This window comes from Protofrankia sp. Cas4, assembly GCF_963555915.1.
GTDB lineage: Bacteria > Actinomycetota > Actinomycetes > Frankiales > Frankiaceae > Protofrankia.
Map to the genome: position 1 here is coordinate 1 of NZ_CAUVXL010000031.1, position 14,817 is coordinate 14,817.

Here is a 14,817-nt window from a genome sequence, read left to right on the forward strand (position 1 = left end):
AGGCCGAGGAGCGTTACGTCGATCCCGTCGATCCTCGTGCTGGTCGGGATGGCGTCTGAACCGGCCGGAGGCGGGCTGACCTCGCTCAGGACCAACGAGTCCGCGACGCCGTCGACGTGCGCCAGTTTGGCGACGGCATCCACTGTGGACGAGTCCATCACCGCGCCGCCGTCCACCGACAGGCCGGAGCCACTCGCGCCACCCGCGTCGAGGCCGCTGGTCGCGCCGGCGTCGCCATGGCTGTCGGCCGGCGGTTTGGCGGTGACGATGATGTCGGTGCCGACCCCGTCCAGCGTGTGCAGCACCGCGTTCTGCGCGTCGCCGACGGCGGCCGAGATGGCCGTCGTGGTGAGGACGAGCCCGACGCCGACAGCGAGCCCCGCGGCGACGAGCGTCGCCTGACGCGACCGATGCCTCAGCTCACGCCCAAGGTAGGTCAGGACGAACACAGGGGCTCCGATCGGGTGTCCGCCGCGGGGCGGCGCCCGGTTGGCATGCCGCTCAGCCGATCCGCGTGTCGGTGGTGTCGAAGCTCAGCTTGCCGTCGTGCATCACCGCGACGCGTTCGGCGAGGGCGGCGACGGCGCTGTCGTGCGTGACGAGCACGAGCGTGAGCTGGTTGGCGGTCCAGATCTGTTCGAGCAGGGAGAGGATCTCGTCGCGGGTGTCGACGTCGAGGTTCCCGGTGGGCTCGTCGGCCAGCAACACGCTGGGTTCTTTGACCAGTGCCCGGGCGATACCCACGCGTTGTTGCTGACCGCCGGACAATTCGGAGGGAAGGTGCCCGGCTCGATCGGCCAGGCCCACGGCCGCCAGCGCTTCCGCCGCGCGCTTCCGGCGCTGGACGGCGGGGGTGCGGAGCGGGACGAGGGCAGCTTCTACGTTCTCGATCGCCGACAGGGTCGGGATGAGGTTGAACATCTGGAAAACGAAGCCGACCCGGGTGGCACGGACCTCGGTGAGCTGTGCCTCGGACATCGCGGCCAGGTCCCGGCCGTCGAGGTCGACGGTGCCGGTGCTGGGCCGGTCCATGCCACCCAACAGCTGCAACAGAGTGCTCTTTCCGCTGCCGGTGCGGCCCTGGATGGCGAGCCATTCGCCGTCGGCGATGGACAGGTTCAGGTTCTGCACCGCGGTGACGCCGCTGCCGCGGGTACGGCCACGGCCGCGGAAGGTCTTGGATACGCCGGTCAGTGTGTACATCGGATCCTCGATTCGACCTCAGGAGAGGATGGTCAGACGGGGTGCGTCGGGCGGGCTGGTCAGGCGACGCGTGCGAGGGCGTCGCCCGGGCGCATCCGCGCGGCGCGCCAGCTGCCGAGAGCGCCGGCCAGGACCGCGCCGACGATCGCGAGCCCGACTGCGAACAGGATCACCGTGGTTCCGACAGCGGCGTGCAGGTGGACGCTGACCGTGTGCACCCCGCCGGGCAGCGTCAGCGTCTCCAGGTGCCCATCTCTGATCAATGCACCCTCGGGTGGTGTAGAGCCGGGGTTCAGGGCGACGGCCGCGTCGAGCGTGGGGGCGATCGCGTCGATGACGGCGGCGCCCGCGAACCCGAACCCAACTCCGACCACGGCTCCGGCCAGGCCGGTCACGAGCGATTCGGCCAGGATCTGCGCGACGATGCGTCGGGTACGCCACCCGAGCGCCTTGAGCGTGCCGAACTCACGAACCCGCCGGCGCACCGCGGCGGTGGTCAGCAGACCGGCCAGCGCGAACGAGGCGAGGAGCATCGCTGTGGCCAGCCAGCGGCCGAGGTCGCTCGCGAGCGTGGCCGCGCTGGCCAGCGACCCGCTGACCTTGTGAGCCAGGTCCGTCGAGCTGGTGACGGTGGCGTTCGGGACCAGCGCGGCGATTTCGGCTTGCACGGTGGAGAGGTCTGCGGCACTGACGGCGGCCACGTAGATCGCAGTGAGCTTCCCGGCCAGGTCAGGCCGGCTGGAGGAGACGAGCGCCAGGGCGCGACCGAGCGGGATGAAGACCTCCTCGGGATTGCTGGCAGCGGGCTGGCTGATGATGCCGATCACCGTGAACCGGGTGTTGGCGATTTTGATCGTCGAGTTCGTCAGCAGGTGGTGTGCGGCCGCGTAGTGCGCGTCGACCACGGCGACGTCGGAGTCGGCATCCTTGGCGGTGAAGGACCGGCCCGAGGCGAGCGTGCCGGAGGCGTACGGGCCGAACGCGAGGTGCGCTACGTCGACCCCGTCGATGCTGGTCGAGGTGAGGCTGGGCAGCCCGCCGCCGGGTGCCGCCGGGCCGACGACCGTCTGGCTCACGGTCAGGCCGCCCGCTGCCTCGGCCACGCCAGACAGCTTCGAGATCGGGGCCAGGGCGGCGGAATCGAGCACCCCCAGGCCGGGTGGCAGCCTGAAGAGGTCCTTTCCCTCGTCTCCGGGCGTGATCATGCCCTGACCCGAGCCTTGCCCGCTCGAACCCGCCCCGGTGGTGGACGCCGTCGTCACCGAGATATCGGTGCCTACCCCGTACAGCGACTGGAGCACCGTGGTCTGCGCCTGGCTCACGCCTGTCGACGCCGCGGTCAGCGTGACCACCGCCGCGACACCCACCGCCAGACCGACCGCCACGATCGCTGTCTGCCGCAGCCGTCCCCGAAGGCCCCGCACCAGGTAGGTCACGAAAAATCTGCTCGACATCTTCGTCGGCGCGAGCGCCGGCTTGTCAGCGCCGAGCGCCGTCATGACGTATTTCCGGGCAGCGGGGGCAGGCTCGCCGGCGGATGCCCGGACGGCGTGAACGGGGTCCCTAGATCTGGCAGTGGCGCATCACCCGAGCCGCTCTGCTCCGGCTGGACCTGGTTCGTGCCCGGCGAGCTGGTACCTGGCCCGGCACCGGGCGCTGGCTTCGAGTTGTGGCACGCGGCGGCGCCGAGCAGGGTGCCTAGTAGCAGGCACAGTGCGACCGCCGCGGAGCGGACCGGCCTGCTCGCCGCCGAGGACCATCTGGCCGCGGCGGACGTCGCAGGGCGTCGGTCCGCGGCTCTCATCGGTGGTGTGGTGTCCATCTCGCTCACGTCCTTGTCGGTTGCCGGATCGCCATCGGCATTCGGTCCGATTTCCCGATGCATCCGGTTACTAGGACGTTGATAAGCCAGGGGCGGCAACACGAGTCCAACGTCGGCTGTTTCCGCCGTGTTACCTACGCGGGTGGGACCATGGGAGGGCAGAGACGTCGCGGCCCAGGCGGTTCCCGCCCAGCGGGGGAGCAGGCGACGGCGGTTCGAGCCGAGACGTGAGATGAGGTGGCAGTCGAGCGTGAGCGGCCTGGCAGAGCGGGCGAGGGCAGTTGCCGAGGCGTCCAGTGCACCCGGCGACGTACCCGGGCCGGGTCGGCGGGCGGCCTCGGCTGCCGCCGCGACTGCGCGTCCCGCCCGGCCGGTTGGCCGCGTCCGTCGACGGTCGCCGCGGTCGAGGTTGCCCTCGCGTACGGTCAGATTGCGTCTGACGCTGCTCTACGGCGGCCTGTTCGTTCTGTCTGGTGCCGCGCTGTTGGCGATCACGTATTTGCTGCTGCTGCGCTTCACAGCTCGCATCCAGATCACCACTGGCCCGGTCAGCGCACCGGACACCCAGGGCGGTCCGCTCGGCGGGCAACTTCCACCGGCCTCACCGGAAACCTCGTCGGCGGTCGTCTCGCGGATACACCACAGCTACCTCCACCACCTGCTCGTCGAGTCCGGGATCGCGCTGGCGATCATGGCGGTTGCGTCGATCGGGCTCGGCTGGCTGATGGCAGGCCGGGTGCTTCGCCCGTTGCGGACGATCACGGCGACCACGCTGCGGATCTCTCAGGAGAATCTGCACGAGCGCCTGAACCTGCCCGGCCCGCAGGACGAACTCACCGACCTCGGCGACACCATAGACGGCCTGCTGGTCCGCCTGGAGACCGCGTTCGAGGCTCAGCGGCGCTTCGTCGCCAACGCCTCCCACGAGCTACGCACCCCGCTCGCGATGATGCGGACCTCGCTCGACGTCGCCGAGGGCAAACCCCAGCCCGTGCCGCGAGAGGTCACCGTGCTCGCCGGCCGGCTCCGCGAGGGTCTCGACCAGGCCGACCGGCTGATCGAGAGCTTCCTCACCCTGGCGCGCGCCCACCAGGTCGTACCGGGCGAGGCGGCCGCCGTCTCGCTCACCGACCTCGTCGCCACAGCGCTGGCAGCCCACGAGGCTCGCTCCGCCGAGCTGGGCGTGGGCATCCACCGCCAGCTCGCGACCGTCGAAGTCACGGGAAATCCGACGTTGCTGCGGCGCCTGATCGAGAACCTTGTCGACAACGCCCTGCGGTACAACCATCCTGGCGGCTTCGTCCACGTCGGCTGCCACACTGCCAGTGACGGTACTGCTGGCGCGAGGACGGCCCAACTCATGGTCGAGAGCACCGGGGCGCTGCTCGACGACGCCGAGGTGCGGGAGCTCGGGCAGCCGTTCCACCGCCTGACCGCCGACCGCACGACCACCGGCAGCGTCGGGCTCGGGCTCGGGCTCTCGATCGTCACCGCCATCGCCGCCGCCCATGACGGCGCCCTCCACCTGAGCGCCCGACCGGATGGCGGACTCCGGGCCGTCGTCAACCTGCCTCACGTAAGCCGCGCCCCGGCGTCGGGGATGTCGCGGTGAGGGTACTCGTCGTCGAAGACGTGCACCGGCTCGCCGACGACACCGCCGAAGGCCTCCGTGACCACGGCATGGCCGTCGACGTCAGTTACGACGGTCTCGATGCCGCCGCCAAACTCGATGTCAACCGCTACGACGTCGTGTTGCTCGACCGTGATCTGCCCGGCCTGAACGGCGACATCCTGTGCCGGATGATCGCAGATTCCGAGAACCCGGCGATGGTCCTGATGCTCACTGCGGCCGACACCAGCGCTGACCGTGTCGCCGGGCTGAGCCTCGGCGCGGACGACTACCTACCAAAACCCTTCCACTTTCCCGAACTCATCTTGCGGGTGCGGGCGCTGGCCCGGCGCCGGCCCACCGCGCAACCGCGCGTCCTCAAAGCCGACGGCATCGAACTTGACCCACTACGCCACACCACCGTCCGCGACGGGAACCGACTCGATCTCTCAGCCAAGGAATTCGGCGTGCTGGAGGCTCTGCTGCGCGCAATGCCGGCCCCGCTGAGCGCCGAGCGGCTGCTCGAACAGGTCTGGGACGAGTACGCCGACCCTTTCACCAAGACCGTCTCGGTTACCGTCGGGCGGCTGCGCCGCAAGCTCGGTGACCCGCCCGTCATCGAGACGCTCCCGGGCGTCGGCTACCGCATCATCCTGATCGGCTGACCCGACTGACGGACGGCTGGTACAACCACCCGACCGCCTGCCGAGGTCCTCGCCCAGCCCGTGAGCCACCGGTGTTCGCGCCTCGTCGTGGGTGTACCGGTGCGACACGAGCCGCAGCTGGCCCACGGTGGCTCGGCAGACGTCGAGCCAGTCGGCGAACCGTTGCTGGCTGAGTGGGTCGAGGAAGCCGTAACACGTCCTCGCCCGCCGCCAGCAGCAGCATGGGTGTCGAGATAGCCGGAAGTACGTCGCGCACGAGCCTCGGCTGGCCGTAGAAACCGACGACGCCGTGCAGCCCGATCGAACTCGCGGCGAGCTGCCACGACTGACTTCCGCCGAAGCAGAATCCAACGGTGAAGGCGGGCCGTCGTTGAACTGCCTGAGGTGCTCGACCGCCGCGACGACGTCCTGCTCGACCTGGTCCGCGTCGATGCTCGGCAGATACTTCTGCCAGGCGAAGGACGTCGCGACCACGCGTGAGGACTTCGCCTCCTTCACCGACGAGCTCACCGTCCAGACAAGACGTTCGAGGCACACGTCTACGAGGGCGCGCCGCGCTCCTTCTTCGACGGGGCCTTCGAGGAATGGCAGGAGGCCTGCGACGACGCGTGGCGACGCCTGACCGCCTTCATCGAGCGCCACGGCGCGCCGGTGACGGTCTGAGCTTCGTCCGCGCGGCCCAGGATCCGGCGCCCCAAGCCGGGTTCTGGGCCGGCCCGCTTGGGCGCCCGCCCGTCCCGCCGCTGGGCAGGCGTGCCAGGAGTCGGGGAGCCGGCGAGCGGGTTTCGCCGCGGTGCCGTGAGGCTGGCGGGTGGAGACATCAGGTCGATCGCTGAACCGCTGGCGGACGTCGTCCTCGACCTGACGACGTTCGTCGGCGAGTTCGCGTCGGCGCGGAGCCAACATCGGCACGGTGTCCTCCCGGGACCGGGACCGCCCGTCATGGGACATCGGCCCGGCCGGCTTTACGGTGACGTTGTGGGACTGCACCTGAGCCAGATCCACGAGGCGGACGAGTTGCTGACGAACGATCCGCTCCCGCTGCTGATCGGGATGGTGCTCGACCGGCGGGTGTCGGAAAGAACGGAGTGGGACGGGATGGTCCGCATCCGCTTGACTGCGTAGCGTCTGGTCGGCCTGCGGCTGCCGGAGCGAAGGACCACGGCGGGCCACCGTGTCAGCGTTTGACGGGCCAGTGTCTGCGCCAGCAGCGTGTCAGATAATTTCTCCCCGCCGTCCTCCGGGACTGGCGGGGTTTTTTCTAGATCGGCTACGTCATGACCCCACGAGTCGCGGTCTTCATCGGCTACCAGAACGTTCACTTTTCGGCGCGAAGTAGGTTCCAGCCAGCCGACGCGCCACGTCACCACGGTCATGTTGATCCTGCCCAGGTGGCCGAGCGCATCGTCGCCGGTCGACGCTTCAGGGGCGAGCTGACATCCGTCCGTGTCTACCGTGGCCGTCCAAGCCCGGACCACCAGCTGGCGGCTGCCAGGGCCAGCGACAGGCAGGCGAGCCGGTGGGAACATGATCCACGGGTGACGGTGGTACGTCGACAGTTGCGGTACCCGAAGGACTGGCCGGTTGAGCCTGCCCAGGAGAAGGGCATCGACGTGGCGCTGGCCGTTGACTTCGTACGCCTCGCCTGCGAGAACGCCTACGACGTCGGCATCCTGTTCAGCCGTGACACCGACCTGGTGCCTGCCCTGGAAGCGGTTCGCGACCTCGAATCCGGTCTCGTCCACGTCGAGGTCGCCAGCTGGACTGGCGCGAGCCGGATTCGCTTCCCTGATTCGCAGCTTCCGTGGTGCCACTACCTGGATGCCGACGACTACGAGGCATGCCGCGACGACACCGATTACACGCTGATCTGACCGGGGGCGCGTGAAGATGCTCGTCGACGTCCCCTCAACCTGCGATACAGCGACAGGCCGGTCAGGAACAGGACGAGGATGGCGGGGCCGACATGCACGGCGATGAACCCGATGTAGCGAGGGCCGCCCCAAGCGTGTCGGTAGGTCTCCGGACGGCTGGGGTGTGCGGTGGCGAGGATGTATCCGGCCCGTGCGACAAGGAAGGCGCCGGCCGCCAGGAGGAGAAGGCGGACCGCCGCGCGTCGTAGCCGGGCGCCCCAGCCAGCGGCTGGCGGTGACGCTGGTCGGCGTGCCGTGATCAGGCCCACCGTGATCAGCCCCGCAGCGACCACAGCGGCTACGGCCAGTCCCGTCACGCCGGCTCGTCTGCGCGGTGCCGGGTGCGGCGCACGATTGCGGAGCCGGCCACCAGCGCCGTTGGTGTCAGGACCGCCACCAGCGCCAACGCCCGAAGCGGGGTGGTCGGAGCCCAGAGGATGTTGTCGGTCAGCCCTGCCCGTACGGCGGCGACCTCCAGGGCGGCCGTGGCGAGTACCGATTTGGTGATCTGGGCGAGCCACGTCCAGGACTGAAGACGGAGCTCGACGGCGTGGCGCAGGACGTCGATGACGGTGGCCAAGGTCAGTGGAGTGTCCTGGAGGAGCGCGGCGAACTCGTCGCCGTAGCGTGCCCGCCACTGCCTGGGATACATGGCGAGAAGAAAACGCCTCATGCCTGGGCCAGCCGTGACTGCCCGGTCTGGACGACCCGAGACCAGGTCGCCAACTGCGCGGTCAGTGCCACTCTTCCCGCCGTCGTGATCTCATAGGGGCGGCGGCGATCGTCGCTGGGTAGCGGGGTGATCAGGCCGCGTTCCACTAGCTTGGTCAGTGAGCCGTACAGGGTGCCAGGGCCGAGCCGGACCCCGGTCTGTTCCAACACATCCGCGGTGATCGCGTAACCGTGCTTGGTGCCGTCGCTCAGTGACAGCAGGACCAGAACTCCCGGCTCGCCGAAGCGGGCCAGGCCCTCGTCCCGTCCGAATCTCGCCATGCGATGCATCGTATGGCGTAATAGTCGGGGGCGGCAAGACAGCGCTGTACGCGGGCCTGCCTGCTGGCGCGCTCATTGTCCGTGGCCGCGGCCAGCGGGTGGGAGATGACCGACGAATGATCATCCTCCGCGGGCGGCTTGCGCGGCCGTCGAAGCTCTGTCAAGTCGCGTCAGATGCCCTTCGTGGGTGGTCGGGCCGCCGGCACCGTACCGGCTGTGTCCCGTCCCGCAGGCAGAATCTGGTCCGCGGGGCCTGCGAACTGTACCGATGGCCGCGTCCGTCGAGACCGGTGAAGGTGATTGTGTGAAGAAGATCGGAATCCTGCTGTTCGACGAATTTGAAGAACTCGACGCGGTCGGACCGTGGGAAGTGCTGTCGTTCTGGGCTCGCCAGTTTCCGGGCGATGGTTGGGAGGTCACAACACTTTCCCGAGATGGCATGCCGGTCACTGCCGCGAAGGGACTTGTCGTCCACCCCGAGCATTCGTATGAGACGGCTCCGCCGCTCGACGTGCTGATCTACCCTGGCGGGCAGGGCACCCGCGCCCACCTGGGCGACGAGGCGCAACTCGACTGGGTGCGCCGGCAACGTGCGCAGGTGCCCCTCCTGGCCAGCGTCTGCACCGGCTCGCTGGTGTATGCGCGCGCCGGGCTGCTGGCAGGGCGACCGGCGACGACGCACTGGGGATCGCTCGGTCTGTTGCGCGAACTCGATCCGACGGTCGTCATCCGCCCCGACGCCCGTTTCGTCGATGACGGCGACATAGTCACCTCGGCAGGTGTCAGCGCCGGCATCGACATGGCCCTGCACCTCGTGGCGCGTCTTCTGGACGTCGAACGTGCACGACAGGTTCGGCGCGGCATCCAGTACGACCCGCAGCCGCCAGTCTGATCCGCGTCGGACGGGCCGAGCTGGCCCGGGACGAGCGGGGCATATATCCGCGCCCTGCTCACCTGTGCCGGGGGGAGGCCGCGAGGGCTGGTGAGCGCCAACCCGGCAGGTGCGAACGTGACCGTTGCGTGGCCCCGTCCTTCCGGCGGGCAGCCGACTTCGCAACGTTGCGGGGACGGCCGACTACACAGCCCTCGGACGGGTGGTGTGGCAGCCCCCGCCGCACGGTCGGCTACGGTGATGTCGTGGGACTGCACCTGAGCCAGATCGCCGAGGCCGACGAGCTGCTGACGAACGACCCGTTGGCACTGTTGATCGGGATGGTGCTGGACCAGCAAATCGGATAAACAAGGAACGAAGTTGGATGATTCGTCCAGATGTGAACGCGGAGAGTGCCCACGCGGATGCGGCAGGTCTCACCTGGGGAGGATCGTGTCCTCGGCGTGCTCTGTGTACTCGCCCGGTTGACGCCGTGACCGTCGGGTGCCTGTACTGATCTCACTTTCTCCCCGCCGTCCTCCGGGACTGGCGGGGGTTTTTCTAGATCGGCTACGTCATGACCCCACGTGTCGCGGTCTTCATCGACTACCAGAACGTTCACTTTTCGGCGCGAAGTAGGTTCCAGCCGGCCGACGCGCCGCGTCAGCATGGTCATGTTGATCCTGGCCGGGTGGCTGAGCGGATCGTCGGCGGTCGACGCTTCAGCGGCGAGTTGACGTCCGTTCGTGTCTATCGTGGCCGTCCGAGCCCGGACCACCAGCCAGCGGCTGCCAGGGCCAGCGACAGGCAGGCTGCCCAGTGGGAACGTGACCGACGGGTGACGGTCGTACGTCGACAACTGCGGTACCCGAAGGGCTGGCCGGCTGAGCCTGCCCAGGAGAAGGGCATCGACGTCGCGCTGGCTGTCGACTTCGTACGCCTCGCCTGCGAGAACGCCTACGACGTAGGCATCCTGTTCAGCCGTGACACCGACCTGGTGCCTGCCCTGGAAGCGGTTCGCGACCTCGAAACCGGTCTCGTCCACATTGGCCAAAGTGGCGTCGGCTGCGTCGGCTGCCCCGACCAGGTCGCGCAATATCCGAATATCGGCGAGCCAGTCGGCGCTGGTCGCGGCGGCCAGGTATTCAGATGCCGCGGCCAGCCACGTAGGGCCGCGGCGCTCAAGTCAAACATGGAGGAGGCTGTGCTCGGCTTGTCATTCTAAGTTGTGCGGCGGTCGGGCTGGCGATGCTGGACGGAGCACACGGCTTACCCGGTAGCTCGGCCGGTTGGAAGGGCTGGCGCGATTGAGATCGGGCGAGTTTATGCGGCAGGCCCGTAGCCGCGCACACGGCTCTCGTAGCGAATGGCTGCCTCCACGTCCGCCTCGGGGATCTTGTGAAGTCCGGCGATAGCCGCGATGGACTCTCCCGCGACGAATCGGCGGTAGAGGCTGGCCGTCCGAATACCCAAAACGGTTGGCTCCCCCAGGTCGTGCAGCGGATCGAATACGACGGGGCTCGATTTGTTGTCCGGATAGAGCCGGACCGCTACTCCTCCTGGCTCGAAGTCAATCTTCTGGACGAACGCTTCGGCTCCAGGCGCGAGAATGAGTTGTCCGTTGCGAAGGACCACCATGGCAAGCTCGCCCGTGATGCCTGTCTGCTGCTGCACATCGAGGACCAAGTCTCTGTTCGCGACGTATGGCCTGGCGTGAGCGAGGGGGTACGGCACCCCAAGGCGGTCGCGGAGCATCTGCACGACCGGCCGAAGCTGTTGCAGGCTCACCCTGTGCCTGACGCGGTACTCGCGGAGGTAGCCAGCCTCGACGAACTCACCCCAGGTGACCGTTTCGCTTCCGGTGCGACGTGGCCTGATTACAGGTTCGTAGCTGGCGCCGGCTCGGGTGTAGCCGTCAATCCAGCGCCTCAGCGTCGCTGGCTTGACGCCCAGCAGACGTGCGGCTTGGCTCATCGTGTAGACCTCACGCTCGAGTACAACGAGGCTTGATGGCTCCTGACTCGATGGCGACGAGACCGTCAGCGTCTTCGGGGTGCGTTCCCAGATCGCGAGGATCTTCGCGAGCGGCTCGTCGTCCTCGTAAAAGTCTCCCTCCACAGTGGTCATGACCGTATCGTGCACCATGCGGCGCGGCTGTTCTACTGGCCGATCGGGTAGGCGCTGCCAAGATTCCATTCGCCGTCCTCTCTGGTCGGGTACAGGACCACCAAGACGCGTCGTGCCCCCAGCCAGGCTTCGACCATGGCCCTGCGCCCTCGCTCGGGATCGTCGTCCCAGGCCGCGACAAGCTTGTCCACCCCGACGAGCGCCGCGGCCACCTCCTCCGCGTCAAGGCCGTGCTTGCTGCTGAGCTTTGCCCGAACGGCCGGGCTGACCCGCAGCACAGCGACCCAGATCCGTTGGTTCGCCGTGTTACCCCTGCCGGACATATCGGATACACTACGTGATGTCGAAGCGGCTGCTGATCACGGCGAAGGCGCCTTACGGCGATTGGCGCCCGTCTCGGTCACGAGGGCCGCGGCGTGACGGCTACGGTGATGGCGTGGGACTGCACCTGAGCCAGATCGACGAGGCCGATGAGCTGCTGACCAACGACCCGTTGGCGCTGCTCGTAGGCATGGTGCTGGACTAGCAAGTCGGATAAATAAGGAACCAACGTCGACGGTCCGTCATGATGAACACGGACAGTGTTCTTTCGGCGCGAAAGCAGCTCCGGCAGGCCTGGATCGTGATCGTGTGGCGGCGGCGGGCGGTCTGGACGGTGTCCGGATGCTCCAGCCGGTGGCGGTCTCGATCTGCTGACCTGGCGCGTCCAGCTCGCCCGATCGTCTGGGTCGAGGCCGGTCAGGCGCCAGGGGGTCGAACGGCGCTGGTCGGTCAGTGAAGTCACCGGTCATCACCTCGCCACCCGATCGACGTCGGCGCGAGACGATCATTCAGCGGGTTTTCGTCGGACCGAGCCTGAATCCTTTTCTCGGTTGGCCGCTCTTGTCTGGTGAGGGCCGTCCGGCCCCGGAGAGGCAGGAGCTCATGACGGTGGTGGTCGTCGCTGTGGTCGTGGTCGCTGTGGCGGTGTGTAGCTGTGTGCTCTTCCTGCGCCGGAGGGCGCGGTCGCGTGGATAGCGGGCCGAGGCCGTCCTGGCCCGGGGACCAGCTCGTCGCCGCCGCGCGGGACGGCGACGAGCTGGCGATCGCCGCGCTGGTGTCGGGCGCGCATCCGCACGTGCGTCGGTTCGCCTTCTCGCTCTGCGCCAGTAGCCAGGACGCCGAGGACGCCGCTCAGGAAGCAATGATCATCCTCTTCCGCAAGATCGGGACGCTGCGGGCGACGGGGGCGCTGGCGTCGTGGATGTTCCAGATCGTGCGCCACGAATGCCTGCGCCGGGCGCGGGCCGTCTACAGCCGGCCCGCGCCGGTGGCCGAGGCGATGGTCTCGTCGTCCGAGGACGAGGTGCTCGGCCAGCTGGCGCTGGATCGGGTGACCGCGGCCGTCGCGTCGCTGCCGGCGGATCAGCGCCGAGTGCTGATCATGCGCGACGTCCAGGGTCTTCCTGGAAACACCGTGGCCAGGTCCCTCGGGCTGAGCACGGCCGCGATGAAGTCGCGGCTGCACCGGGCGCGGGCCGCCGTGCGGGCCGACCTGGACGCATGGAACGGGTTCGGCGATGAAGGGCCAGGCCGTGAGTGACCCCGGCCGGAGACTCGGCGCCAGCCGGTCCGAGTTCCGCTCGTCAGTGCGGGCAGTCGTCGGTCTCGGGCTGCTGGCCGGGTCGATCGCCCTCGCCCCGGTCTTCGGGCCGCTGAGCCTGGTGCTGGTGCCCGCGGGCCTTCTGGCCCTGCGCGGCTGCCCCGCCTGCGCTCTGATCGGGCTGGCGCGGGCATTGTCGCGCGGCCGCCTCGGGCGCCCGTGTGACGACGGCCGCTGCCAGCTGAACCTGTAACGGAATCCGTCCCTTAGGAAGGTGTCCTGTGTCCGATCCTGCATCCTGTTCCGGACCGCGCGGCGTGCTGCTCGTGCACGGCGCCTGGTTCACCGGTCGCGCCTGGGACGGCGTGGCCGACGCGCTGCGGGCGCGCGGCATCCCCGTCGCCGTGGCCGAGTTGCACCGCGGCTGTCTGGCCGCCGACATCGCCGCGGCCGAAGCGGCGTTGGACGAGATCGCAGACTTCGGCCCGGCGGTGGCCTGCGGCCATTCCTACGGCGGCTCGGTGATCTCCGGCCTGTCGCCGGGGCGCCTCGCCCACCTGGTCTACCTGGCGGCGATGGTGCCGGACGTCGGCGAGACCAGCCTCGGCCTGCTCGCCAGCGCGCCCAGCGGCCTGGAAACCGCCATGGTCGGAGACCCCGACGAGGTCACTACGATCGACCCGGCCCGGGCGGGCGAGCTGTTCTTCGCCCACCTGCCCGAGGGGGAACGGACCGCGCGCGTCGCCGCTCTCGTCCCCCAGCGGATGGCGGCCGGCCGCGACGCAGCCACGAGCGCGGCCTGGCGCGCCCGCCCGAGCACCTACGTGGTCTGCGGCGAGGACCGGGCCGTGCACCCGGAGCTGCAGGCCCGCCTGAGCCGGCGGACCGGCCGCGCGGTCGCGTGGGCCAGCGACCACGCCGCGTTCGCGTCTCACCCCACGGACGTCGTCGACCTGCTCAGCCGGCTGGCTACCAGCGAGTCAGGGGCCGAGCGTCGAGGAGTCGCTGGCGAACCTGCGCGAGGCGCTGGAACTGTACTTCGAGGATGAGCCGGTTCCCGCGACCTGCGCCGACGGGCCGATCGTCGCGCCCGTCGACATCCGCCTGTCAGCGTGCGGCCCGCGCTGCCCAGAGTCTCAGGTCCGGAGGTTGTCCGGGCATTGCGTCGGGCCGGCTTCAGCGAGGTGAGCACGAGAGGTTCTCACTGCAAGCTCCGAAACAAGGCTGAGGCTCGCACCGTGATCGTGCCGCTTCACCGCGAACTGGCTCCTGGCCCCGGTTCGAGGTGGAGCAACGCCGCGACATCATCGGGACCGTCATTGAGGCCGTGGTGCTGTCCAAGGCCGATGAACCGAAGAACCGTTTTGACCCGGATTGCGTGGCCGTGATCTGGCGTCCCTGACCAACCTGCCCCGCCAGATCACTCTGGCGGGGCTTACCCTTGGCCGCATGGCCCTCCACCTGTCCGGCGACGCCGAGGCCGACGCCCTCATCACGTCAGACGCCTTGGCGCTCCTAGTGGGCATGGTGCTTGACCAGCAGATACCGCTGGAGCGGGCGTTCGCCGCGCCGTATGAACTGAGCCGGCGGCTCGGCCGTCCGCTCGATGTCGCCGAGCTGGCCGCGTTCGACCCTGATGAGTTGGGCACGGTGTTCTCCCGGGCGCCGGCATTGCACCGTTTCCCCGCGTCGATGGCCAAGCGGGTTCAGGCGATGTGCCACCTGGTGGTCGACGACTACGACTCGGACGCCGCGAACGTCTGGCTGACCGCGACCGACGGCCGTGAGTTGCTGCGGCGTGTTTCGGCGCTGCCCGGGTTCGGGCCGCAGAAGGCCAAGATCTTCGTCGCGCTGCTCGGAAAGCAGCTTGGCGTCACCCCGCCGGGTTGGCGGGAGGCGTCGGCTCCCTTCGGAGAGGACGGATCGTTCCGTTCGATCGCAGACATCATCGATACGATCACCCGTGACAAGGTCCGCGAGTACAAGAAGGCGCTGAAGGCCGCCGCCAAGGCGTCCATCGGCTGAGCAGGGT

19 protein-coding genes and 4 pseudogenes are annotated in these 14,817 nt (G+C 68.9%); 14 read left to right on the top strand and 9 right to left on the bottom strand.

Features of this window, described 5'->3' with window-relative positions:
• The 3 genes and pseudogenes from U9979_RS03010 to U9979_RS03020 all read right to left on the bottom strand — a co-directional run.
• Positions 1-449, bottom strand: a pseudogene (locus U9979_RS03010) (hypothetical protein); the annotation flags it as partial.
• Between the two features lie 52 nt (positions 450-501).
• Positions 502-1,203, bottom strand: a complete 702-nt coding sequence (locus tag U9979_RS03015) for an ABC transporter ATP-binding protein (RefSeq protein ID WP_322778171.1) — start codon at positions 1,201-1,203, stop codon at positions 502-504.
• 59 nt (positions 1,204-1,262) lie between these two features.
• Positions 1,263-2,702: an ABC transporter permease gene (locus tag U9979_RS03020; protein ID WP_322768068.1), complete on the bottom strand. Its 1,440-nt coding sequence runs from the start codon at positions 2,700-2,702 to the stop codon at positions 1,263-1,265.
• 51 nt (positions 2,703-2,753) lie between these two features.
• On the opposite strand from U9979_RS03020, the gene U9979_RS03025 reads away from it, so the two are divergent.
• The 3 genes from U9979_RS03025 to U9979_RS03035 all read left to right on the top strand — a co-directional run bounded on the left by U9979_RS03025 (position 2,754) and on the right by U9979_RS03035 (position 5,299).
• Entirely contained in the window at positions 2,754-3,107 is a 354-nt protein-coding gene (locus tag U9979_RS03025; RefSeq protein ID WP_322778172.1) for a hypothetical protein, read from the top strand.
• A 168-nt stretch (positions 3,108-3,275) separates the two neighbouring features.
• A complete protein-coding gene (locus tag U9979_RS03030; RefSeq protein ID WP_322778173.1) occupies positions 3,276-4,637 on the top strand; it encodes a sensor histidine kinase in 1,362 nt (453 codons plus the stop codon).
• Entirely contained in the window at positions 4,634-5,299 is a 666-nt protein-coding gene (locus U9979_RS03035) for a response regulator transcription factor (RefSeq protein WP_322768066.1), read from the top strand. The genes U9979_RS03030 and U9979_RS03035 overlap by 4 nt, the downstream gene beginning before the upstream one ends.
• Here U9979_RS03035 and U9979_RS25040 read toward each other — a convergent pair.
• Entirely contained in the window at positions 5,283-5,834 is a 552-nt protein-coding gene (locus U9979_RS25040; RefSeq protein WP_416219305.1) for a dienelactone hydrolase family protein, read from the bottom strand. The two genes, U9979_RS03035 and U9979_RS25040, sit on opposite strands and share 17 nt — an antisense overlap.
• Positions 5,835-6,052: 218 nt before the next feature.
• On the opposite strand from U9979_RS25040, the gene U9979_RS03040 reads away from it, so the two are divergent.
• On the top strand, positions 6,053-6,424 hold the full coding sequence (locus U9979_RS03040; RefSeq protein ID WP_322778174.1) for a hypothetical protein: 372 nt from the start codon (positions 6,053-6,055) through the stop codon (positions 6,422-6,424).
• A gap of 152 nt (positions 6,425-6,576) precedes the next feature.
• The gene (locus U9979_RS03045) at positions 6,577-7,173 is read left to right on the top strand and encodes an NYN domain-containing protein (protein ID WP_322778175.1); all 597 of its coding nucleotides are present in this window, start codon (positions 6,577-6,579) and stop codon (positions 7,171-7,173) included.
• Here U9979_RS03045 and U9979_RS03050 read toward each other — a convergent pair.
• Genes U9979_RS03050 through U9979_RS03060 form a run of 3 tightly spaced genes read right to left on the bottom strand, consistent with a single transcriptional unit; the run spans position 7,158 to position 8,205 of the window.
• Positions 7,158-7,529, bottom strand: coding sequence for a hypothetical protein (locus U9979_RS03050; RefSeq protein WP_322778176.1), 372 nt, complete (start codon positions 7,527-7,529; stop codon positions 7,158-7,160). The genes U9979_RS03045 and U9979_RS03050 overlap by 16 nt on opposite strands.
• Positions 7,526-7,885: a hypothetical protein gene (locus U9979_RS03055; protein ID WP_322752372.1), complete on the bottom strand. Its 360-nt coding sequence runs from the start codon at positions 7,883-7,885 to the stop codon at positions 7,526-7,528. The genes U9979_RS03050 and U9979_RS03055 overlap by 4 nt, the downstream gene beginning before the upstream one ends.
• On the bottom strand, positions 7,882-8,205 hold the full coding sequence (locus U9979_RS03060; RefSeq protein ID WP_322778177.1) for a PadR family transcriptional regulator: 324 nt from the start codon (positions 8,203-8,205) through the stop codon (positions 7,882-7,884). Before U9979_RS03060 ends, U9979_RS03055 begins: the two co-directional genes overlap by 4 nt.
• Before the next feature lie 268 nt (positions 8,206-8,473).
• Between U9979_RS03060 and U9979_RS03065 the strand changes: the two genes are divergently transcribed.
• The 3 genes and pseudogenes from U9979_RS03065 to U9979_RS03075 all read left to right on the top strand — a co-directional run bounded on the left by U9979_RS03065 (position 8,474) and on the right by U9979_RS03075 (position 10,301).
• Positions 8,474-9,097: a DJ-1/PfpI family protein gene (locus tag U9979_RS03065; RefSeq protein WP_322778178.1), complete on the top strand. Its 624-nt coding sequence runs from the start codon at positions 8,474-8,476 to the stop codon at positions 9,095-9,097.
• Positions 9,098-9,342: 245 nt separating this feature from the next.
• Positions 9,343-9,438: pseudogene (locus U9979_RS03070) on the top strand (Fe-S cluster assembly protein HesB); the annotation flags it as partial.
• A 215-nt stretch (positions 9,439-9,653) separates the two neighbouring features.
• The gene (locus U9979_RS03075) at positions 9,654-10,301 is read left to right on the top strand and encodes an NYN domain-containing protein (RefSeq protein ID WP_322778179.1); all 648 of its coding nucleotides are present in this window, start codon (positions 9,654-9,656) and stop codon (positions 10,299-10,301) included.
• A 98-nt stretch (positions 10,302-10,399) separates the two neighbouring features.
• Here the strand turns inward: U9979_RS03075 and U9979_RS03080 are convergent, their stop codons facing one another.
• Together U9979_RS03080 and U9979_RS03085 are read right to left on the bottom strand one after the other, a co-directional pair.
• Entirely contained in the window at positions 10,400-11,203 is an 804-nt protein-coding gene (locus tag U9979_RS03080) for a helix-turn-helix domain-containing protein (protein WP_242605516.1), read from the bottom strand.
• A gap of 32 nt (positions 11,204-11,235) precedes the next feature.
• Complete coding sequence (locus U9979_RS03085) at positions 11,236-11,526, bottom strand: hypothetical protein (protein WP_322748826.1); 291 nt, start codon at positions 11,524-11,526, stop codon at positions 11,236-11,238.
• A 113-nt stretch (positions 11,527-11,639) separates the two neighbouring features.
• Between U9979_RS03085 and U9979_RS03090 the strand changes: the two are divergent.
• The 6 genes and pseudogenes from U9979_RS03090 to U9979_RS03115 all read left to right on the top strand — a co-directional run.
• Positions 11,640-11,726: pseudogene (locus U9979_RS03090) on the top strand (Fe-S cluster assembly protein HesB); the annotation flags it as partial.
• Between the two features lie 486 nt (positions 11,727-12,212).
• The gene (locus U9979_RS03095; RefSeq protein ID WP_322770531.1) at positions 12,213-12,785 is read left to right on the top strand and encodes an RNA polymerase sigma factor; all 573 of its coding nucleotides are present in this window, start codon (positions 12,213-12,215) and stop codon (positions 12,783-12,785) included.
• A complete protein-coding gene (locus U9979_RS03100; protein WP_322770532.1) occupies positions 12,778-13,038 on the top strand; it encodes a hypothetical protein in 261 nt (86 codons plus the stop codon). The genes U9979_RS03095 and U9979_RS03100 overlap by 8 nt, the downstream gene beginning before the upstream one ends.
• A gap of 28 nt (positions 13,039-13,066) precedes the next feature.
• Positions 13,067-13,834: an alpha/beta hydrolase gene (locus U9979_RS03105; protein ID WP_322770533.1), complete on the top strand. Its 768-nt coding sequence runs from the start codon at positions 13,067-13,069 to the stop codon at positions 13,832-13,834.
• Between the two features lie 63 nt (positions 13,835-13,897).
• Positions 13,898-14,059: pseudogene (locus U9979_RS25045) on the top strand (type II toxin-antitoxin system HicA family toxin); the annotation flags it as partial.
• A gap of 175 nt (positions 14,060-14,234) precedes the next feature.
• Positions 14,235-14,810 (top strand): HhH-GPD-type base excision DNA repair protein, encoded by a 576-nt coding sequence (locus tag U9979_RS03115; RefSeq protein ID WP_322778218.1) that lies wholly within the window; start codon positions 14,235-14,237, stop codon positions 14,808-14,810.
• Positions 14,811-14,817 lie beyond the last annotated feature (7 nt).